The organism is Bacteroides faecium (assembly GCF_012113595.1).
Classification (GTDB): Bacteria; Bacteroidota; Bacteroidia; order Bacteroidales; family Bacteroidaceae; genus Bacteroides; species Bacteroides faecium.
Window position 1 is genome coordinate 2,234,200 of sequence record NZ_CP050831.1, and the last position, 21,000, is coordinate 2,255,199.

The 21,000-nt window shown below is 45.5% G+C and carries 15 protein-coding genes; 6 read left to right on the plus strand and 9 right to left on the minus strand.

The annotated features are described in order from the left end of the window. Positions 1–133 precede the first annotated feature (133 nt). The 5 genes from BacF7301_RS07765 to BacF7301_RS07785 all read right to left on the minus strand — a co-directional run bounded on the left by BacF7301_RS07765 (position 134) and on the right by BacF7301_RS07785 (position 8,625). The gene (locus BacF7301_RS07765; RefSeq protein WP_167961741.1) at positions 134–1,744 is read right to left on the minus strand and encodes a fimbrillin family protein; all 1,611 of its coding nucleotides are present in this window, start codon (positions 1,742–1,744) and stop codon (positions 134–136) included. A gap of 34 nt (positions 1,745–1,778) precedes the next feature. Beyond that, complete coding sequence (locus BacF7301_RS07770; RefSeq protein ID WP_167961742.1) at positions 1,779–3,290, minus strand: DUF6850 family outer membrane beta-barrel protein; 1,512 nt, start codon at positions 3,288–3,290, stop codon at positions 1,779–1,781. Beyond that, positions 3,283–4,518, minus strand: a complete 1,236-nt coding sequence (locus BacF7301_RS07775; RefSeq protein WP_167961743.1) for a DUF4876 domain-containing protein — start codon at positions 4,516–4,518, stop codon at positions 3,283–3,285. Before BacF7301_RS07775 ends, BacF7301_RS07770 begins: the two co-directional genes overlap by 8 nt. 4 nt (positions 4,519–4,522) lie before the next feature. Then, complete coding sequence (locus tag BacF7301_RS07780) at positions 4,523–7,366, minus strand: TonB-dependent receptor (RefSeq protein ID WP_167961744.1); 2,844 nt, start codon at positions 7,364–7,366, stop codon at positions 4,523–4,525. A gap of 251 nt (positions 7,367–7,617) precedes the next feature. Continuing rightward, a complete protein-coding gene (locus BacF7301_RS07785; protein ID WP_167961745.1) occupies positions 7,618–8,625 on the minus strand; it encodes an aspartate-semialdehyde dehydrogenase in 1,008 nt (335 codons plus the stop codon). Between the two features lie 503 nt (positions 8,626–9,128). Between BacF7301_RS07785 and BacF7301_RS07790 the strand changes: the two genes are divergently transcribed. From BacF7301_RS07790 to BacF7301_RS07800, 3 genes are read left to right on the plus strand one after another with little or no spacing between them, the layout of a single operon-like run. Next, on the plus strand, positions 9,129–11,264 hold the full coding sequence (locus BacF7301_RS07790; protein ID WP_167961746.1) for a cation:proton antiporter domain-containing protein: 2,136 nt from the start codon (positions 9,129–9,131) through the stop codon (positions 11,262–11,264). Continuing rightward, the gene (locus BacF7301_RS07795; RefSeq protein ID WP_167961747.1) at positions 11,246–11,980 is read left to right on the plus strand and encodes a tRNA threonylcarbamoyladenosine dehydratase; all 735 of its coding nucleotides are present in this window, start codon (positions 11,246–11,248) and stop codon (positions 11,978–11,980) included. Before BacF7301_RS07790 ends, BacF7301_RS07795 begins: the two co-directional genes overlap by 19 nt. A gap of 9 nt (positions 11,981–11,989) precedes the next feature. After that, positions 11,990–12,646, plus strand: a complete 657-nt coding sequence (locus tag BacF7301_RS07800) for an ABC transporter ATP-binding protein (RefSeq protein WP_167961748.1) — start codon at positions 11,990–11,992, stop codon at positions 12,644–12,646. A 178-nt stretch (positions 12,647–12,824) separates the two neighbouring features. On the opposite strand, the gene BacF7301_RS07805 is transcribed toward BacF7301_RS07800, so the two are convergent. Next, the gene (locus BacF7301_RS07805) at positions 12,825–13,751 is read right to left on the minus strand and encodes a ComEA family DNA-binding protein (protein ID WP_167961749.1); all 927 of its coding nucleotides are present in this window, start codon (positions 13,749–13,751) and stop codon (positions 12,825–12,827) included. Beyond that, entirely contained in the window at positions 13,751–15,121 is a 1,371-nt protein-coding gene (locus BacF7301_RS07810; RefSeq protein ID WP_167961750.1) for a sodium-dependent transporter, read from the minus strand. Before BacF7301_RS07810 ends, BacF7301_RS07805 begins: the two co-directional genes overlap by 1 nt. A gap of 102 nt (positions 15,122–15,223) precedes the next feature. On the opposite strand from BacF7301_RS07810, the gene BacF7301_RS07815 reads away from it, so the two are divergent. After that, entirely contained in the window at positions 15,224–15,610 is a 387-nt protein-coding gene (locus BacF7301_RS07815) for a VanZ family protein (RefSeq protein ID WP_167961751.1), read from the plus strand. Between the two features lie 83 nt (positions 15,611–15,693). Here the strand turns inward: BacF7301_RS07815 and BacF7301_RS07820 are convergent, their stop codons facing one another. Both BacF7301_RS07820 and BacF7301_RS07825 read right to left on the minus strand, forming a co-directional pair. Next, positions 15,694–16,992 (minus strand): UDP-N-acetylmuramoyl-tripeptide--D-alanyl-D-alanine ligase, encoded by a 1,299-nt coding sequence (locus tag BacF7301_RS07820; RefSeq protein WP_167961753.1) that lies wholly within the window; start codon positions 16,990–16,992, stop codon positions 15,694–15,696. A gap of 77 nt (positions 16,993–17,069) precedes the next feature. Next, on the minus strand, positions 17,070–19,085 hold the full coding sequence (locus BacF7301_RS07825) for a tetratricopeptide repeat-containing sensor histidine kinase (protein ID WP_167961755.1): 2,016 nt from the start codon (positions 19,083–19,085) through the stop codon (positions 17,070–17,072). A gap of 116 nt (positions 19,086–19,201) precedes the next feature. On the opposite strand from BacF7301_RS07825, the gene folP reads away from it, so the two are divergent. Together folP and cdaA are read left to right on the plus strand one after the other, a co-directional pair. Then, positions 19,202–20,068, plus strand: a complete 867-nt coding sequence (gene folP, locus BacF7301_RS07830) for a dihydropteroate synthase (RefSeq protein ID WP_209319513.1) — start codon at positions 19,202–19,204, stop codon at positions 20,066–20,068. A gap of 11 nt (positions 20,069–20,079) precedes the next feature. Continuing rightward, positions 20,080–20,844: a diadenylate cyclase CdaA gene (cdaA, locus tag BacF7301_RS07835; RefSeq protein ID WP_167961757.1), complete on the plus strand. Its 765-nt coding sequence runs from the start codon at positions 20,080–20,082 to the stop codon at positions 20,842–20,844. Positions 20,845–21,000: the final 156 nt, after the last annotated feature.

Sequence of the window (21,000 nt, forward strand, 5' to 3'; positions counted from 1 at the left end):
GTTTCAACCCTACTTGAAACTTTTAGTTTCACACCGAGAAACACTTTGTTTCACACCGAGAAACCATTCGTTTCACACCGAGAAACAAAAAGTTTCAAGGCATGAAACAAATATTGCCCCTTGGGCTGGCGGATTAGTCCCTTACGCAACGGAGTTGCATGCCGGCTTTGACGCTGACATAAGATAGTGATAATCTGCCTTCCGGATACTTGCTTGTATTGATTGTACTCATCAATCCAAAGAACTGTATGTTGGTTAATAATCCGGAAGTGCTGTTGTATATGGGTTTGTAGGCAGTCGAAGTCATATGGTAATTCATTGCCGGTTTCCCATGCCATGCGGCTTGAATGTTGTCTTCGCTGGCTATTGCAGTCTTTTGATAACTGCCTGTGCCTGTAAGGCTTGTTGCCATACGGACACCGGAGAACCGGTAATTGAACCCTGCATTATTAAGTGATGTTATTTTGCCACCGTCATAAGTTGCATCATAGAAAAGAGCTTTATCACCGTCGGCCGGGACTTTACCGTCAACGTCGTTCGTTGATTTTCCTACCAGGTTAAAGTACTCCAGGCGTGTCGGTATGTGCCATCCTTTCGGACAGATACCTTGTGCTCCTTCAAAGCTGTTCAAGTTAGTATCGGTGATTTCCTTACCGCCCAAGGCAGCTTGCAGGTCATAGAGATAGCCCAATTCTTTTATGGCACTTTCTTCAGTTGTAGCTACGGTTGCACCGTCTACAATTTCATACGGATACCAGATATGTGAATCTGCGGTCGGGTCGGTGGAAGGAGTAAATCCTTTCGGGAGATAGATAAGCGGTTCAGCCATCCATGTTGCTCCGTTCGCGAAGGTTACGGTATTGTATTTCACTCCGTCATACAGGAAATAGTTCTCGTCAAGATGTTCTTCGAAAGGAACTTCATTGTCTGCGCCGATTGAACCTTCATTCGTCCAGTCTGTAATTTCATGGCTGAGTGTAACAATGATGTCATCGGGCAATACACGGATATCTACATTATACTGTCCGCCTTGAACTAAGGTGGTAGATGTGAGTCTCTGTGATAAAGTATTGCCGTCGGCAGTTGTTACTTCAAGAGTGAAAGCAACCGTTTGGGGAATTACAATGGCACGGTAAGTTTTATCGGCTGTAACAGTTTGCGCTGTAATGTCTGTTGCTGCTGCATTCTCGTCTGCCGTAACCGAAAGGGCTGCCAAGTCGAGAGTCGCAGTCGGAATAGAGCCTTTCAATACCACGGACGATATGCCGGATTGGGTAGCATTCTCTACATTAATAATTAATTTGGTAAGCAGATGCTTGAATGTCATACTGATAGCATCGGTGGAAGGACGTACGCCTGATTTGCTGGCGGCCATAAGGTCGGATGCTGTGTAGCCGGTTGTCTGGTCATTTTCTACGGTGAATGTAGTCGGGGCTCCGGCTGCATTGTAAGGATAATAAGCTACTATCTGCGATTCGTCATTTCCTTCCGGATACCAAGTCAAGTCACTGGTGAATACTCCGTTATTATAAGTCATCAGCTTATTTGCTGCATATACGAAATCATTGCTTTGGGTAATTGTTACGCCGATTTGGTCTGTATTCTCAAAGCTTGTTTCTGTGGCACGTGTGATGATGGGGGAGAGGGTGATGCGGCTATTATCGGGAGTCGTCACTTCCTTCTCTTCTTGCTGGCAGGATGCCAGAAGCGCTGCTGCAAACATAAACGTCAAAATCTTCTTCATTCTTTAATAATTTAGTTTGTATTAATATTGGTTTCTAAAAAGTATATCCTAGCTTTATGGTTTCGCTCCACCGGCTCGAACCCTCTATGTAGTTGAGGTTGAAACCGTGCGTATAGCTTCCCTGTACTTCCGCATAAATTCCCCGGTTGAAATGATAACGTAATCCGAGACGTAGAGTGGCGTGCGTGGCGGTTGCATACTCATTCTGCAGATTATAATAATCAGTCAGTCGATAAGGCGGATTGCCCGGTTCCGTTGCTGTCTCGACGGTTCTGCTTTTCTCGGTGAAGTCTCCCGTAGAAAAGGATGCGACGGCTTTCAAGTCGAATCTTCCGGTGTGGAGTATCCCGGAGATATACGTCCGGCTGCAAAGCATCTTTTCCGAAGCGACATAAGGGTACATCTGAGTTGTGAGACGTTTGAATGTCGATAATTCCGTTCCCAGGCGAAGTTCACCGCGCGGGCTTATAAGTTCATATTCGGGATTGGCGAAGAAAGCGTCTTGCTCGAAGATACGGTTGGAGCCGTGTACATGAGTGGTTGTTATTCCGTTGACTGTTTCCTTGCTGATTACGTTTTCATTATTGGTTAAGTGCGACCATTGCAGGTTCAGCCGCAGAAAATGTTCCTTATTTCCCTGTTTGAAGCGGTAACTCAAATGAGAGGTAATCCGGTGCGTCGGGAATTTGAACCAGATAGCTTCCCGTTCGCCGGCAGAGCCGGCAGAGTGTGTATATTCAATATCTCCGTAGAAGCCTTTCCATTGCAGTTGCAAGGCTGCTCCGTGAGAGAGTTCTTTGACTGGGAAACCGTTGATTCCCGATTCACTCAAGTGGATTCCGCTGCCGTTCCATGCTTCGTAGGCTCCGTACATCAGCCCTTTGTCCAGAAAGGCGTTGTAGGACGTCTCTGCCGTACCGATAACTTCCGCTTTGACAGATTCGCTGTTTTTGTTGAAGAGATAAGAGAAGCCGATTGCCAGTTCACCGGAATGATACATGACACTGGGGGCTACCGTCAGGTCGAGCCTGTAGTTGGTATGCCGCAAGTCTTTCCGTTTGGAGTAATTGGCTGCGGAAAAATCTATCTTTCCGCCCAGTCGCCAGTTGGGGGCGATGTCGGTTGCTATACCGCCCATGAACGCATAGGTTTGCAGGTCTTTGCGTCCGGGGGTGAATTCGAGGATGTCTACCGGATAAAATCCCGGATGGATAAACATCGAACCGCTCATATTCTTGCCGGAAGTATGGTCGAAGGAGAATGAACCGGTCAGGGAGTAGCCTTTCAAGTGGGTGATGGACTTTGCTATCGCCCCGGCACTCCACGACTTTGCCGCTTCGTACGAGTTACGGAAGTCGCCGTGGCGGTTGTTTCCGTACAGTTCGGCGTAAGAGGTAGTGATGCTATCTGTCATGATGCCCGTGACATTGGCTCCGGCGTTCCATGAGTTACGCCGTTCTATAATGTCATAGGTCTGTGCCGAAGCAGCGGACACCATGCATAATAGCAAAAGACAGGTTATATCTATTTTTCTCATATCACTCATGCAAAGATGGTTTTTCTCGTTCGTAAAAATCGGCAGAGGAGTTGTTGGTATCTACCAGTATCTCATAACCGGCTTCCTGCGTGGCTACTTCGTCTACCTGGCGGTGCAGGCTGCGCCCGTTGTAAGTGGCGCTTTGGGTGACGTATCCGGCGTCGATGGAAGGAGAGATACGCTTCTTATTGTTAGAGGAACCGCCGTAGTATATCTCCGTGCCGTCGATAACCCACTCAAGCGGGACGGCTATCACCCGGTCGACTGTGCTTCCGGGTTTTTGTAGGATGCTGCCTTCTTTGGCAACGAAGTCCTGTATGGTAATGCCCTCAGCCTTGAAAATGATTGTGGCGGGAGAGGATAATGAGTAGGTATAGGCATTAGCCTGTCCCGTCTTCACGACAACGTTCAAGTGATGCTCCGGCGTGATTTGGTCGCCCGGAGCCGGGTGGTATTGCGTATTCGGGAAGTAGACATTGTTGTAGCAGACAAAGTATCCGGGTTTGTTCAAGTTGACGGACTGCGGGTATTGTGCCGCATGGTCGATGGCTCCGTTGAGGGCAATCACCGCGTCTTCTCCCGGTTGCAACGGGAACGTCTTGCCTGTGCCGCCAAACTGCCAGACGCATTGGGCGATGGGAGCGAAGTCGGGGAAGATGGTTGCTCCTGTTTCCGAGTCCTGCTTCACCCATACGTTGGTGGCTTGCGCATTGTAAGGGTCGAGCGTGCCGAAGCACAAACTGTCGAGGTATTGTACTTCCGAATCGTTATTATGCAGGATGATATATTTATCGGACTGGTAATTCCCTTCCAACGGCAGTTTGGTACAACCGCCGCAGTAGATTTCCTTGATGATGATAGTTCCTGCTCTGGAGTGGAGCAATGGCAGATTGAAAGCCATATCCCCGTCCGTCAGTTTTACATTGTCGGCGAGTCCGTTGAAGATATCCTGCTCGCTCTTGTCACTGATTTGCACACGGTAGATTCCTTGTGTCAGTGAGAACTGTACCGTTCCGTCCTTATCGGTTTTTGCCTTGTAGGAGTTGCCACGGTCTACGTCTTCAATTTTCACGGTTATTCCTTCCCGGAGATATTCTGTGTAACCTTCCGGGTAGACGGCAGTGACTTGCAGGGTATGCAACCGGTCGCCGTACGGATTCTCTTTGTCGATGTCCGTGCATCCTGTTGCGATGCCGATGGCGGCTGTCAGTAATACTATGTAGATGGATTGCTTCATAAGTTTAAAATTTAATGCGGCAAGTGAGCCCGTAATAGAAATCGGGGGTGAAGAGCGCGCTTACACCGGTTGCACGGGATTTCACATAAGGGCGTGAATTGGTAAAGTTGATAGCGTTGAGAGACAGGGATATGTGGTCGCCAATCTCTTTAGTTATGTTGATGTTGGCAGAGAAATACGGGTCGTACCCGTCGGCTGCGAACGTATAAGCATTGCCCGATTTACGTATCAGATAAGAGAACTCCGGATTTTCGGCTTCGGCGGAAGTGAAAGGATGCATTTCGTTATTCAGGTCGAGATAGGCTACGGGCCAGATGGCTGTGTAGGAATCTCCGTCGTAGATGCTTCCTTCGGTTCGGGCATTACTGCTTTCGCTGACTTTGAAGGCGTATTCCTTACCCTTGTATTCGGAGATGTTCTGCGAACGCTTCACTAGTGAGGCTTCCAGCCGGCAGGATATAATCAGCCGGGCTTTCGGGATACGGGTGATAGCGGTGATATTGGCATCCAACGAGTGGGTACGCTTTCCGTTGGCGGTTATGGATGAATTGTCGCCGTTGGCATAGATACCTACATATTGGTAGGAACGGTTGGGCAGGCTGGTGTCAGTGTGCGACCATCCGTTCTGATAATAATAGGATAATGAGTTATCTATATATTTCGTGTAAGTATAGGCGGCGTCTATCCGGAATTGTGTACGGATAGGGGTTATCTCCGGGAAGTCGACAATCAATTCCGCTCCCCGGCGTATTACGTCCATGCCATTGTCGGGAGAGGTTGATTTGACAAAGGTCCGGTCGGTCACCTTTACGTCCATCGGAGTCCAGTAGTCCGATTCGTTTTCACGTATATAAACCATTCCCGTCTGGCTGTCTACATTGATTTGCGGGTTAGTCGGCATGGTGAATCCATCGGGTAATTGGAGTATATCGTATGCGAACGGGGTATAAGCACTTGTGTATTTATACGGCAGTTTCGTGCGGTTGAAGTATCCGACTAGTGAAATTCGGGTACGGGCAACATTGAGGTCGATACCTATTTCTGAGTTTTGGTTCTTTTGCCAGCGGAGATTCTTATTGTGTAGCAGGGTGTAGGGCTGGCTATAATACACATAAGATGACTCATTGTTGTTATAAGAGAATCCGAAAGTCTGTATGTCCCGGTATTCCTGCTTGGGATACAGCATATAGAAAGAAGGTAATTTCTCCGAAATTCCCCATCCACCGCGAGTAGCGATATGTTCGTTCAACTGCCACCGGGCATTGAAGCGTGGCGAAAGACTGTTCAGACTGTTATATTCCGTCCCTTTGATAAATAGATTTTCCCAGCGTACACCTGCCATCAGCCTGAGCATTGTATTCCCGACAGGCAGCGACAGGCTTTCCTCTGCATAAAACGAAACGTTATGCATATACGGATATGCGCTATAAGGACGCGGGCGGTAACCGTTCGGAGCCAATGCGGGGTCTTTGTAATATTCGCCTTCACCCACATTCCCCGTTGCTTTCCATTGGACACCTGCTTTCAGATTACTGTTTACAGTCCCGAACCGACGGTTCCATTCATACTTCAAGGATGCAGCGTAATCCAGTTCTTTGGAATCGACCACCTGGTCGGCAAAATAAGAGTATGGCAGTTTGCTTGCCAGGAAATACCCTTCTTGAGTGGCGTGCACCGCCGGTTGCTCGGATGCGGAAGAATAGAAAGTGTGCGCGTGCGAGTTATTATCATTATAATACACCGATGCGTCAAATTTGAGGTTGGTTATCCACGGTTTATTGAGCAACCACGCCAGTGAAGTATTGGCACGGAATACGTTATCCCTCACTTTGGTATATTCGCCTGAATATGCGTCTGGGTCGTCTTTGGTATTCATCCCGCCGATATTACCCGTGACACCGATATCGAACCGGAATACTTTGTGGAAAGTATTGCTGTATCCGGCGGAGAAACTTCTTCTTGTATAAGAGGTATAAGGAGAAATCAGCTTTTGGGTAGCCTTTGTCCATTCCCCGTTTATGTTGATAACGCCTTTGTCGTTCCCTAAATCAAGTCCCTTTGAAAATGAAACCTGTTCCGTGCGGGGATTGATGGATAGTAATATGTTCCAGGGCGTCTTTCCTTTTCTGGTGTTGATTTTAACCATACCGCTGTTTAAATCTCCATATTCGGCTGACGGTACGCCCGTGATAACTTCCACCGATTCAATATCTGCCACGGCAATGCTCCGGGTATCCGCACCGTTCATGTCACCGAACGAGCCATTGTTGCCGATACGTACACCGTCTACTTCTACGGCTGTTCCGAAAGCGATATTGCCCGCTGTCGAGCCACCGTTGCGCAATGAGAAAATGTTATTGGCGGTAAGGTCGGGTACTTTCGTCTTTCCCCCGGGGAGTAAGGCGGAAATATCACTGACATTGGACACTTGGAGATGCTCCAAGGCATTGCTGCCAATAGTCAGCGTAGTATTCAACTCGTTTTTCGGGGCTTGTGCGGTGACAACCACTCCTTCCAATGCGAGGGTGTTTTCTTTGAGTTGGATAGTCAGATTCTTGATGTCTTTGTGTACATCTACGGGAAGAGTTGTCGGCACATAACCTAGAAAGGACACTTCTACATTATATTTCCCGCTTTGTACTCCCGGTATCGTAAACTCTCCTTTCTGATTGGATACAGCCCATAAGTAGGTGCCTTTGACAACAATAGATGCACCTGGCAAGGGGATATTCGTTTTTGCTTCGGTCACGCGACCGGAGATTGTATAGATGTTTGAATTAGCAGCAGCTTCAAATAGATTACAAAATAATAGCCCCCACAATGCTATATTAAAATGACAATACTTCATAGATAAGTTTTGCGCAAAATTCGTTAAAAACGGGAGGTGAGGCAATCGCTATAAATAGTTATTTTTAAGAAAAGGAATACCTATAATCAGTGATGGATTTTGCGAAAATATCCTTTTGGGGGTTGATGGGGAGAATTATGGTATATAAAAAAGAAAACCGGCTTGCATTGCGAATATTATCGCGTTGCAAGCCGGTTCATTAACTAGGCTTATCTTTGTACATGTCCGGATTTTATCTCCGGACTAATCTATTATACATTTTTTACTTTAATCAGATACTCGGCAATCTGAACGGCGTTCAGTGCGGCACCTTTCTTAATCTGGTCACCTACAATCCAGAAAGTCAGTCCGTTCTCGTTCGTCAGGTCTTTGCGGATACGTCCTACGTAAACCGGGTCTTTACCTGCCAGGAACAACGGCATCGGATATTCTTTCTCAGCAGGATTGTCCTGAAGAACCAGACCTTCACCCTTGGCGAATGCTTCACGGGCTTCTTCAATAGAGATAGGGCGTTCTGTTTCCAGCCAAATACTTTCAGAGTGAGCACGCAATGCAGGAACACGTACGCAAGTAGCACTAACCTTGATGTCAGAGTGCATGATTTTACGTGTCTCATTGAACATCTTCATCTCTTCCTTCGTGTAACCGTTTTCTGTGAATACGTCCACCTGCGGAATCAGGTTGAAAGCCAACTGATACGCAAACTTCTCTACAGTCACAGGTTCGTTAGCCAATACCTGGCGATATTGTTCGTACAATTCGTCCATAGCAGCGGCACCCGCACCGCTTGCTGCCTGATAGGTAGACACGTGCACGGTTTTTATATGAGAAAGCTTTTCGATGGCTTTCAGTGCAACTACCATCTGGATAGTTGTACAGTTAGGGTTGGCAATGACACCGCGAGGACGCTCCAATGCGTCTTCGGCATTTACTTCAGGCACCACCAAAGGAACATCGGCATCCATACGGAATGCGCTGGAGTTGTCAATCATCACAGCACCATATTTAGTGATGGTTTTCTCGAACTCCTTGGATGTTCCTGCTCCGGCAGAAGTGAAAGCAATGTCTACCCCTTTAAAGTCATCGTTGTGTTGTAAGAGTTTCACCTCGATCTGTTTACCGCGGAAAGTATAGGTTGTTCCGGCACTACGTTTAGAACCGAACAAAACTAACTCGTTCATCGGGAAGTTTCTCTCATCGAGCACGCGCAGGAATTCCTGTCCCACGGCTCCGCTTACGCCAACAATAGCTACTTTCATCTTTTTCTTTTGTTAAATTGTGAATATTGAATTTCTCTCCATCCGCTATCGAATAGAAGAGATTTGGCTGCAAAATTATAACAATTTAGCATATAAACATCGCTTTTGAGAGAAATATTTCAGTTTTTCGGTGGATTACTTAAACCTTACGTATAGTCAGGTGTAGTTGCCGGACAGGATAAACGCACCAAAAGTGAACCATTTCCCGTCACGATACTAATCGGATTGGTTTTGTTGCCTGATTAGACTTTCTTTATTGCCTATTATTACTTCGTTACACTATAGTGTTCCGCAAGGATAACTATAGTCTTCCTTGCGTTACACTATAGTTATCCGCAAGGGAGACTATAGTGTAACGAAATAAAAGTGCCTGACGAAATATATCCTGATAGGTAAGCGGTGAAAAAGAAATGCCTGTAGCTTACATTAATACAGTTTGGACATTCATTGTGATTCTGCGAACTTTTTTGTTCCTTTGCATTGAATTCCTAAAGCCACAGCCTATGAACCTGTTTGATTTTAATTTTACCTTACCGATAACCGACCCTACTTGGGTATTCTTCCTGGTATTGATTATTATTCTTTTTGCCCCGATGATTCTCGGACGTCTGCATATACCTCATATTATTGGCATGATTCTGGCAGGAGTAGTGATTGGCGAACATGGCTTTCACGTGCTCGACCGCGACAGTAGCTTCGAACTTTTCGGTAAAGTGGGACTGTACTATATCATGTTTCTTGCCGGACTCGAAATGGATATGGAAGACTTCAAGAAGAACCGGACGAAAAGTATTGTGTTCGGCTGGCTTACTTTTCTTATTCCGATGGGACTGGGAATATGGAGCAGCATGAGTATGCTGGGATATGGTTTTCTCACGGCTGTATTGTTAGCGAGTATGTACGCTTCCCATACTTTGATTGCTTATCCTATTATAAGTAGGTATGGATTGTCTCGTCTGCGTAGTGTTAATATAACTATCGGTGGTACGGCAGTAACCGTGACTCTTGCCTTGATAATCCTTGCTGTCATAGGCGGTATGTTCAAAGGAACTGTCGATGGCTGGTTCTGGGGATTCCTTGTGGCAAAAGTCGCTTTCCTCGGATTTCTGATTGTTTTCTTTTTCCCCCGTATCGGGCGTTGGTTTTTCCGGAAGTATGACGACAGTGTGATGCAATTCGTATTCGTGCTGGCGATGGTTTTCCTAGGCGGCGGATTGATGGAGTTTGTGGGAATGGAAGGAATCTTGGGAGCTTTCCTTGCCGGGTTGGTTCTGAACCGCTTGATTCCACATGTATCTCCCTTGATGAACCGGTTGGAGTTTGTAGGAAATGCGTTGTTCATACCTTATTTCCTGATTGGTGTCGGAATGATTATTGATGTAAGAAGCTTGTTTACCGGTGGGGAAGCATTGAAAGTGGCGGTTGTGATGACCGTGGTTGCTACCTTTAGTAAATGGCTGGCTGCATGGATTACGCAAAAGATTTATGGTATGAAACCGAATGAACGGAACATGATATTCGGTTTGAGTAATGCGCAGGCAGCGGCTACGTTGGCAGCGGTATTAATCGGACACGAAATTATCATGGAGAATGGCGAACGGTTATTGAATGACGATGTACTGAACGGTACGGTCGTGATGATTCTTTTTACTTGTGTCATCAGTTCTTTGGTGACGGAACGCGCTGCCCGTCGTTTTGCCTTGGATGAAACAGTGCAGTCGGAAGAAGAGGGAACAAAGAAGAACAAGGAGCAGATATTGATTCCGGTTGCCAACCCGGATACGATTGAAGACCTTATCAACCTGGCACTGGTAATAAAGGATGCCAAACAGAAGAATGCATTAATCGCATTGAATGTTATTAATGATAATAATAGTTCGGAAAAGAAAGAGTTGCAGGGAAAACGTAATCTGGAGAAAGCGGCGATGATTGCCGCTGCTGCCGATGTACCTGTCACGATGGTGAGCCGTTATGATTTGAATATTGCTTCGGGCATTATTCATACGATAAAGGAATATGAAGCTACGGACGTTGTCATCGGCTTGCACCGGAAAGCCAATATCGTGGATTCCTTCTTCGGGCATCTGGCCGAGAGTTTGCTGAAAGGTACGCATCGTGAAGTAATGATTGCCAAATTCCTGATGCCGGTGAATACCTTGCGGCGAATCAATATAGCCGTTCCGCCGAAAGCCGAATATGAAACGGGTTTTGCAAAATGGGTGGAACACTTCTGCCGGATGGGAAGTATCCTGGGATGCCGTGTACATTTCTTCGCAAACGAACGGACTTTGATGCGGCTTCAGCATCTTGTAAAGAAGAAATATGCAGGGACACCGACCGAGTTTTCTACGTTGGACGAATGGGAAGACCTTCTTCTGTTGACAGGACAAGTGAATTTCGACCATCTGCTGGTTGTTATTTCAGCCCGTCGGGGTTCTATCTCTTACGACCCTTCTTTCGATCGTCTGCCGGCACAACTCGGAAAGTATTTCTCTAATAATAGTTTGATTATTTTGTATCCCGACCAGTTCGGCGAGCCGCAGGAAATTGTTTCTTTCTCTGACCCTCGCGGACATAATGAGTCGCAGCATTATGAAAAGGTTGGTAAATGGTTCTATAAATGGCTAAAGAAAAATTGATGGAAGAAAATAACTGGCAGCAAAGGACAGAACTCCTTTTGGGAGAGGAAAAGATGAATCGCATCCGTAATTCCCATGTGTTAGTCGTAGGTTTGGGTGGAGTAGGGGCTTATGCAGCCGAGATGATTTGTCGTGCGGGAGTCGGTCGGATGACGATTGTAGATGCCGACACGGTACAACCTACCAATATAAACCGCCAGTTGCCTGCCATGCATTCCACATTAGGAAAGACAAAAGCAGAAGTGCTGGCTGCCCGGTATAAAGATATAAATCCGAATATTGAACTGAGGGTTCTTCCTGTCTATCTGAAAGATGAAAATATACCGGAGTTGCTGGATGCTGATAGGTATGACTTTATAGTGGATGCTATTGACACAATCAGCCCGAAATGCTATCTGATTTTTGAAGCGATGAAGCGTCGTATCAAGATTGTTTCCAGTATGGGGGCAGGAGCGAAAAGCGATATCACACAGGTTCGTTTTGCTGACCTTTGGGATACCTATCATTGCGGACTGAGCAAAGCAGTTCGGAAGCGCTTGCAGAAGATGGGAATGAAACGGAAACTCCCGGTGGTATTCAGTACCGAGCAGGCCGACCCGAAAGCTGTATTGCTGACCGATGATGAACAGAATAAAAAATCGACCTGTGGAACGGTCAGTTATATGCCGGCAGTGTTCGGATGCTACTTGGCGGAATATGTCATTAAACGAATCTAAAAGGCTGTTATGATAAAACTAGAAGGAATAACGAAGAGTTTCGGTGCGTTGCAAGTGCTGAAAGGGATTGATTTGGAAATCAATAAGAGCGAGATTGTCAGTATTGTAGGCCCGAGCGGGGCAGGTAAGACTACGCTGTTGCAGATTATGGGTACTTTGGACGAGCCGGATGCAGGTATGGTCGAGATTGACGGAACCGTGGTCAGCCGGATGAAAGAGAAGGCATTGTCTGCTTTCCGTAATAAGAATATTGGTTTCGTGTTCCAGTTTCATCAACTTCTGCCGGAGTTTACGGCATTGGAGAATGTGATGATTCCTGCATTTATTGCAGGCGTGTCTTCGAAAGAGGCAAATGACCGTGCGGTGAAGATTCTGGAGTTTATGGGGCTTGCCGACCGTGCTTCCCACAAGCCGAACGAACTGTCGGGCGGAGAGAAACAACGGGTAGCTGTGGCGCGTGCCTTAATCAACGACCCGGCTGTTATTCTGGCGGACGAACCATCAGGTAGTCTGGATACGCATAATAAAGAAGATTTACATCAACTATTCTTCGATTTGAGGGATAGGTTGGGGCAGACATTTGTCATCGTCACCCATGACGAGGGACTGGCCAAAATCACCGACCGGACGGTACATATGGTCGATGGCATGATTAAAAAAGATTAATTAGGAAACCTTATTTCTAAAAATGCATACCAAAAAGGTAGAACTTTGCAGGAATTCTATCTTTTAGCTATATATTTATAGTCGCTTCTCTACGGAAGTCTGTGAAGATGATAGTAGAGTGTTTGTTTTGTTTGTGTGTGATGCATTCTTGTCTGGTGTGATAGGAATGCATCTTTTTTTATAAATCACAACAAACGTAAGGCTCGAGCCTTTCCAAATCCGCCGGAGTGAACTCTTCATAGAGCGATAGCTGTTTCAGGCTTTTTATGCTTCCTTTCTTTTTCCGGTATTCTACGATGACTTTCGCTTGATGGAAGTTGATATACGGATGATGCGACATTCGTGTCAGGCTTGCTTTATTCAAGTTGATACGGTGTATCTGTCCGGCGTCAATGGAAAACCAGGGACGGAGCTTCTCTGCTTTTAACTGAATCTCCTTCAATTGCTCTATACGGCAGAAAGCTCCCAGTCGCTTACGGTAATTTACAATCTTACGGGCAATAGCGCTTCCGATTCCGGGAATCTTCTTTAGTTCGGTTGTATCGGCAGAGTTAAGGCTGATAATAGTTCCGGGCTGGTATTTGAATATCGTATCCCGTTGTATGTTTTGTGCGGTTAATAGCTGTACTGTATCTCTTGGTTCTCTTGGCTCGGAACTTTTCGCAATCTGAATATAAGGAAGCAGCGTTTGATACTGTTCTTCCGTCAGTCCGTATATTTTCCGGAAGTCTTCCGGGTGGTGGAATCGTCCCTGCTTGCTACGATAATGCAGGATGTTCTTAGCCATCCATGACGGTAGTCCAAGAGACAGGAAAGTCATGGAGTCGGCCGTATTCGGGTCAAAGGCGGTAAGCCTTATTTCTCTTTTGGAAGATGACCGAAAGGAGCTGTCGTTCGGTTTTCTATGTGGTTTTATCTCTTCAAGGGAAGAGATAAATTCATTTAATTCTTTTTCGAACTTCTCTTGTTCTGCGGCATCCACTTTTTGGGGATGGTTGAAAAGCGAGAATAGTTGGGGAATGGAGAATACCCCTAAAATAAGAACGACAAGGACGATAATGCCTTGTCGTTCGGTTTTAGTGAAATAAAAGAAGTCTTTCCACATTATAGTTTGATGAATCCCAGTTCATTGATAAATATCAATGTGATGGCGATTGGTGCAATATACTTTAATATAAAGATGATGAGTTTGTATACAGGAACTCTCAATGAACCGTCATTCGTAATCTCCGACCATACTACTTTCTTGTCGAGATACCATCCCGTGAAGAGGGAGATACACAATCCGCCGAGCGGCAACATGATTTTAGCCGTAACAAAGTCGAAGAGGTCGAACGTTCCCAGTCCAAGGACCGTGAATCCTTTTGTGACTCCCAATGACAAGGAACAGAATATTCCTAGGAATATACATCCTCCGGTGACCAGCCTTGCCGCTTTTCCCCGGGAGAATTTGAACTCTTCGTGCAAATAAGCCGTCACCACTTCGTGCAAGGAAATGGTGGAAGTCAATGCAGCCATTGCCAGCAAGGTATAGAACATCACAGAGAATATGTATGCTAATACGGGTACTCCGCTAAATGCCTGTTGGAATACATTAGGCAGTGTGATAAAGATAAGGCTCGGGCCTGAACCGGGCTGGATACCTACGGAGAAAGCTGCCGGAAAGATGATAAAGCCTGCCAGTATTGCCACAAAAGTGTCAATGATACCTACGCTGAATGCGGTTTTTGTCAGATTAGTTTCTTTACTGAAATAGGAAGCATAAGTACAAAGGCAACCCATCCCCAGACTAAGGGAGAAGAAGGCTTGTCCCATCGCGCTAAGGAATACATTCCCGTCCACTTTGCTGAAATCCGGTTTCAGCAGAAACTCGATACCCGCACCGGCTCCCGGCAGGGTAACTGAACAGACTACCAATATAAGTATAATAATAAATAAGGTAGGCATCATAATCTTGGAAGATTTCTCGATCCCCTTTTCTACTCCTTTTACGATGATAAAATGGGTAATCAGCAGGAAGGCTACCAGCCATAGCACCGGACGCCAGGGATTGCTGGAGAATTCTTGAAAAGAAGAGATGAATTCTCCGGAAGTCTTTCCGGCAAAGCCATTTGTGACAGCTTCATAAATATATTCAAGCGTCCATCCTGCCACTACGGAATAGTAGCTGAGAATCAGAAATGCCGCCAATACTCCCATCCGACCGACCCAACGCCAGTGTGTTCCGGGAGCAAGCTTTTGATAGGCTCCTGCCGTATTTGCTCTCGAACGACGTCCTATCAGGAACTCGGCAATCAGAATGGGTAATCCTAAAATAAGCACGCAACCCAGATAAATCAATATAAAAGCCGCGCCCCCATGATTTCCTGTCTCATAAGGGAATCTCCATATATTGCCCAATCCTACTGCCGAACCTGCGGAAGCAAGTATTACGCCTAACTTACTTCCGAAGTTCGCTCTATCATTTTTCGCCATAAATCTTGTTTTGTCTTACAAATCGTTATAAATACACGTATGAAAGTGCAAATATAGAAAATGATACGTATATTTGCACCGAATCTGTAATTTTATTTAGATATGCTATCTTATATTAAGAAATATCCTGTTTCGCTTTTTATCATACTGACTGTGATTTACCTGTCGTTCTTCAAGCCGCCCAAGACGGATTTGAATGAAATTCCCAATATAGACAAGTTGGTTCATTTTTGTATGTATTTCGGTATGTCGGGAGTGTTGTGGCTCGAGTTCTTGCGGGCTCACCGCAGGGATAATGCCCCGATGTGGCACGCTTGGGTGGGTGCATTTCTTTGCCCTGTACTTTTCAGTGGTTGTGTAGAACTGATGCAGGAATACTGCACGAGTTATCGTGGGGGGGATTGGATGGACTTTGCTGCCAATTCTACGGGAGCGATTTTGGCGAGCCTGACTGCACTGATTATTGTTAAGTTCAAGATTAAAAAATAGGCACGGATTACGCGGAGTTCACGGTTTCAAGAGATTGATTAATCAAAACCGCGTAATCCGCGTAATCCGTGCCTGAAACATATTTATAAGTGTTCTACTGTCGAACTTAGTTTGATACCGTTAGAACCTTTGATGAGAATGGTATACCCTTTCGGTTTGTTTGCTTCCAACTCTTTGATGACTTTCTGCACATTGGCATAAGTCTTGAAAGAGTGTTGTGCGGCTGCGAACTGTTCTCCTACAAGCCATACTTTCTCAAAATCGCTCTCTTTGATATAATCTACAATCTTCTGATGCTCAACGGCACTTTCAGCGCCAAGCTCCCTCATGTCTCCCAATATAAGCATCTTATGAGGAACCGTCATGTTGCGGAAGTTTTGTAAGGCAGCCATCATGCTGGTCGGGTTTGCATTGTATGCGTCAATAATCAACGTATTGTCTTCTGTCTTCTTGAGTTGGGAGCGGTTGTTCTGCGGTGTATATTCCGCCAGGGCTTCATCAATCTTTTGTGCTTCTACTCCGAAGAAACGCCCGATAGTAATGGCAGCCAGGGCATTCGGGAAATTATATTCTCCGATTAACTGCGTGCGTACTTGGTGAATCTCTCCGTCTTTTCCCGCCTTCCATTCGAAAGCAAGATAAGGGGAATTATCCGTAATATGTCCGTTGACATACAATCCGTCTTCCGTGCCATAAGAAACCAGGTTCAGTCCGCCGGCTATATTCATTAAATAGGAATTGTCGTGATGGATGAAAACGGTGGAATCACTTTTGGGACGAAGGAAGTCATAGAGTTCTCCTTTCGTCTTGATAACCCCCTCGAAAGAGCCGAATCCTTCCAGATGGGCTTTGCCTACATTGGTGATAATACCATAATCAGGTTCGGCTATTTCACTAAGGAACTTGATTTCTCCTTGGTGGTTGGCTCCCATTTCAATGACGGCGAGGTCATGTTCCGGTTTCAACCGGAGCAAAGTCGTGGGCACGCCGATGTGATTGTTGAGATTACCTAATGTATAAAGAACGTTATGTGCTTTGCAAAGAACCGAGGAAATTAATTCCTTGGTAGTCGTTTTCCCGTTTGTTCCGGTAATACCAATCACACGTGTACCGAGTTGGCGGCGATGGTAGTTGGCAAGTTGTTGCATGGTTTGCAGACAGTCGTCTACAAGTATATATCGCCGGTCGCCTTCTACGGCATATTCAGCTTCATCGACAATGGCGTATGCACATCCTGAATCCAACGCTAACTTGGCAAATGCATTACCGTTGAACGACTCGCCTTTCAAGGCGATAAACAAAGAACCGTCCGGGCAGTTCCGGCTATCAGTAGTGACTGATTGGCACTCCTGAAAAATTTGGTAAAGGGCAGAAAGTTTCATAACCTGAACTTTAATTTAAAACGTTGCAAAGATAGGCTATTCTTTCGGATTTGGCAGGAGTTCGCACTGTTTTTTACTTAGGCATAAACCAAAGGTAAAGTCAGTACCATCCGGCATCCACCTGTATACGAAGAGTCTATTCGCAGACTACCACCCAGTTTCTCAACAATCCCCCGGCTGATGGGAAGTCCTAGCCCTGTTCCCTGTGTGAAAGAGTTCGCTTTGTAGAAACGGGAGAATACCACATCCTGCTGTTCTTCCGGGATACCGATTCCCGTGTCGGTCACAGTGATTTCCAACTTCTTTTCTGCTTCCAATACAGAGTAAGCAATACGGATACTGCCGTTAGTCGTGAATTTGGCAGCATTATGTGCCAGGTTATTCAAGGCTTGTGAAACGCGTTGTGGATTACTAAGGATAAACAAATACTCTCTTTCCGGTTCGAGTATCACTTCTACATCCTGCTGCCTGTTATCCTTGGCTACTTCGTATGCAAGCTGACAGACAGTATTTATATCCGTTTCGGTATTTACAGGAAGCTCGTCATACTGGTCTAACTCGGATAAGGTAAGTACATCAGTGACCAGTCGAAGCAAGTCATTGCTGTTACTCTTGATGATATTGACAAACTCCCGGGTTTCCGGACTGTTGCTGTAATGGTCGCTCAAAACCTGCGAGAAGCCTATGATAGAATTGAGCGGCGTGCGGATTTCGTGCGTCATACTTTGAATGAATGTTGTTTTCATCCGGCTGTTGGCTTCCGCTATATCCCTGGCTTTGCGCAATTCTTCCCGTGATACCGTTAACTCTTCGTTACTTATCTTTAGTTCCGCTTCCGAAACTTTCAGTTTCCTGTTCAGGAAGTTCTCCCTGTACAGGAACATGAATACAATACCCAATACAATAATCAATGAGATAATCAGCGTTGTTTTATTATGTATCTCTTTTTCCTGTGCCTGAAGCATAAGCTCCTTCTTTTCGGCATTAAGCTTTTCCACATTGAGCAAAGTGGCGAACTCGCTGCTGGCCATCTGCTCATTGGTTATTTTCAATGAGTCTTCGGTCTTGATATACATTTGCAGGTATTTGACAGCCTGGTTCATGTTGCCCATGTCGCTGTATATTTCCCCTTTCGTGCGGTAGTGGCTGCTGTTAAGCGCACTTTCGCTAAGGCGTTGCTCTTCCATTTCCTGCCTGTCGGAGGCTTCCAGAGCTTTCTGATACTGTTTGGTCTGTTTGTAGTAAAGGCATTCCATGTTGTAGAGCCTTTTCTTGATAGATTCCAGTCTCTTGTCCTGGTCAAACTCCTGTTTACATTCCTGTAGTATATTCTCGGCAGCCGGGAAATTTTCGTATTTGCTGTAATAGTTGATATATTCCAGTTTCGCGGTAATCTTTTGAATAGGAGAGTTGGCGGTTTCGATGGACTTTTCCAGCGCTTCCAATGCCTCTTTGGGCTTATTCTGATTGATATAGTAATTGGCTATTTGAGTATAAGTCTGAGAAATATTATAGTTCTCGAGCTTATATTTTTCGGTCAGTTCGATTTCTTTCAGACGCCATTCGCAGGCCATGCCATCCAGTCCTTTGACGGTGTAGATTTGCGACATGATGTTATAGCAACGGGACAACCCTGTCTTGTCATCCTCTTCCTGCGCTTCTTTCAGCATTTTTTGTGCTTCGTAGAATGCCAGGTTGGGTCTGCCTGTTTTCAGGTAGTAGGTGATGAGCCTGTTGGCCCACGCGAAATAATAATATTTGGGTTGGCGGGTAGTCCGGGCGAAATTCTTCACCTTGTCGGTGTAGAAGATAACACTGTCTTCCTGCGTCCCCTGAAAATAATAATAGTCCAGTTGGGTAGCAATGGCTACTGCCTGCATGCGTGTGTCATGCTGTTCGGCAGCCATATTGAACAAGGTGTCAGACATGCCGAGCACAACAGGTTCTAACAAGTATTCCTGGCAACGCTGATAATATTCATACAGAGTAGAATCAACGTTAAATGTTTCGGCCTCTTTTTGAGCTTTGGCAGAAGCTGTTAAGAACAAAAGGAAAAAAATAAATCCTACGCGAATGAGGGGTAATCGGCACATGGTATGAATTTTTCGGTTTCTTCTATTGATTGCAAATATACGTTTATTTATTATTTTTAGTGCAATACTTGCTTTTTTTATCTACATTTGTAGGCAATCTAAAAGGAATAGTATCAATGATGAAACCTGTATCTCCTATTTATATAAATGTAAAAGGGCGGTTGCTCGACCTTGCTACTCCGCAAGTGATGGGTATTTTGAATGTAACTCCCGATTCTTTTTATTCCGGCAGCCGGATGCAGACCGAAGAGGAAATTGCCGCCCGTGCCCGGCAAATCATTGACGAAGGTGCTTCCATTATTGATATAGGGGCTTACTCTTCCCGTCCCAACGCCGAACATATCTCTGCCGAAGAAGAAATGCGCAGGCTTCGCACCGGACTGGAAATCCTGAACCGTAACCACCCGGACGCTATCGTTTCCGTAGACACTTTCCGCGCCGATGTGGCGGAACAATGTGTGAAGGAATACGGAGTAGCCATTATCAATGACATAGCTGCCGGTGAGATGGACGACCGGATGTTCCATACAGTAGCCGAACTGGGCGTGCCCTATATCATGATGCATATGCAGGGAACGCCGCAAAGTATGCAGAAAGAACCTCATTACGATAATCTGATAAAAGAAGTCTTCCTGTATTTCGCCCGTAAAGTGCAGCAACTCCGTGATTTGGGTGCAAAAGATATTATCCTCGACCCGGGCTTCGGCTTCGGCAAGACATTGGAGCATAATTATGAACTGATGGCACACCTCGAAGAATTCAGTATTTTCGAGCTTCCGGTATTGGTCGGAGTATCCCGGAAATCAATGATTTATAAATTATTGGGCGGAACTCCGCAAGATTCGCTGAACGGGACAACTATCCTGGATACTGTTGCGTTAATGAAAGGCGCGCATATTCTCCGGGTGCATGATGTACGCGAAGCAGTAGAAGCCGTCCAAATCACGGAAAAGATAAAAAAAGAAAGTTCATATAGCAAATAAAAGAAGATAGCATGTTTTTTGAATTTGGCATAAAAGATTTTATTGATATTCTGCTGGTAGCTTTGCTGTTGTACTATACCTACAAACTGATGAAAGCGTCCGGCTCCATCAAGGTTTTCACCGGCATCCTTGTTTTTATCCTGATTTGGCTCGTAGTGACGCAAGTGCTGGAAATGAAACTGTTGGGTTCTATTTTCGACACATTGATGAATGTGGGTGTGATAGCCTTGATTGTCCTTTTCCAGGATGAGATACGCCGTTTTTTATTAACCTTGGGTTCTCATCGCCATGTCAGCGCATTAGCACGTCTTTTCAACGGCTCGAAGAAAGAAGCTCTGAAGCACGACGACATCATGCCGGTAGTTATGGCTTGTTTGAGTATGGGCAAACAAAAAGTCGGCGCGTTGATTGTCATTGAACATAATGTCCCCTTAGATGAAATCGTTCGTACAGGTGAAGTAATCGACGCGGCAATCAACCAACGCCTGATTGAAAACATCTTTTTCAAGAACAGTCCTTTGCATGACGGCGCAATGGTAATCAGTAAGAAACGTATCAAAGCGGCCGGATGTATCCTTCCTGTATCCCATGACTTGAATATTCCCAAAGAATTAGGATTGCGTCACCGCGCAGCTATGGGAATCTCACAGCAATCGGACGCCCATGCCATCATTGTCTCTGAAGAAACGGGCGCTATTTCCGTAGCTTATCGCGGACAATTCTATCTCCGTCTGAATGCGGAAGAACTGGAAAGCCTGCTGACAAAAGAAAACTGATTTTAGTTATAGTAATGTAGTAATGGTCAAAAGATGATGGTCATTTTATGACCATCATCTTTTGACCATTGTCGTTTTTCTGCCTGTAAAAGCAATTTTGCTTTATTTCCAACCCTTTTTGAATGATAATTATGCCCTCTCATTTAGGTGAATCGC

What these genes read in the sequence shown, in the direction of transcription:
- BacF7301_RS07765 (WP_167961741.1), bottom strand. Translation starts at nt 1,744, where the DNA reads ATGAAGAAGATTTTGACGTTTATGTTTGCAGCAGCGCTTCTGGCATCC.
- BacF7301_RS07770 (WP_167961742.1), bottom strand. Translation starts at nt 3,290, where the DNA reads ATGAGTGATATGAGAAAAATAGATATAACCTGTCTTTTGCTATTATGC.
- BacF7301_RS07775 (WP_167961743.1), bottom strand. Translation starts at nt 4,518, where the DNA reads ATGAAGCAATCCATCTACATAGTATTACTGACAGCCGCCATCGGCATC.
- BacF7301_RS07780 (WP_167961744.1), bottom strand. Translation starts at nt 7,366, where the DNA reads ATGAAGTATTGTCATTTTAATATAGCATTGTGGGGGCTATTATTTTGT.
- BacF7301_RS07785 (WP_167961745.1), bottom strand. Translation starts at nt 8,625, where the DNA reads ATGAAAGTAGCTATTGTTGGCGTAAGCGGAGCCGTGGGACAGGAATTC.
- BacF7301_RS07790 (WP_167961746.1), top strand. Translation starts at nt 9,129, where the DNA reads ATGAACCTGTTTGATTTTAATTTTACCTTACCGATAACCGACCCTACT.
- BacF7301_RS07795 (WP_167961747.1), top strand. Translation starts at nt 11,246, where the DNA reads ATGGCTAAAGAAAAATTGATGGAAGAAAATAACTGGCAGCAAAGGACA.
- BacF7301_RS07800 (WP_167961748.1), top strand. Translation starts at nt 11,990, where the DNA reads ATGATAAAACTAGAAGGAATAACGAAGAGTTTCGGTGCGTTGCAAGTG.
- BacF7301_RS07805 (WP_167961749.1), bottom strand. Translation starts at nt 13,751, where the DNA reads ATGTGGAAAGACTTCTTTTATTTCACTAAAACCGAACGACAAGGCATT.
- BacF7301_RS07810 (WP_167961750.1), bottom strand. Translation starts at nt 15,121, where the DNA reads ATGGCGAAAAATGATAGAGCGAACTTCGGAAGTAAGTTAGGCGTAATA.
- BacF7301_RS07815 (WP_167961751.1), top strand. Translation starts at nt 15,224, where the DNA reads ATGCTATCTTATATTAAGAAATATCCTGTTTCGCTTTTTATCATACTG.
- BacF7301_RS07820 (WP_167961753.1), bottom strand. Translation starts at nt 16,992, where the DNA reads ATGAAACTTTCTGCCCTTTACCAAATTTTTCAGGAGTGCCAATCAGTC.
- BacF7301_RS07825 (WP_167961755.1), bottom strand. Translation starts at nt 19,085, where the DNA reads ATGTGCCGATTACCCCTCATTCGCGTAGGATTTATTTTTTTCCTTTTG.
- folP (WP_209319513.1), top strand. Translation starts at nt 19,202, where the DNA reads ATGATGAAACCTGTATCTCCTATTTATATAAATGTAAAAGGGCGGTTG.
- cdaA (WP_167961757.1), top strand. Translation starts at nt 20,080, where the DNA reads ATGTTTTTTGAATTTGGCATAAAAGATTTTATTGATATTCTGCTGGTA.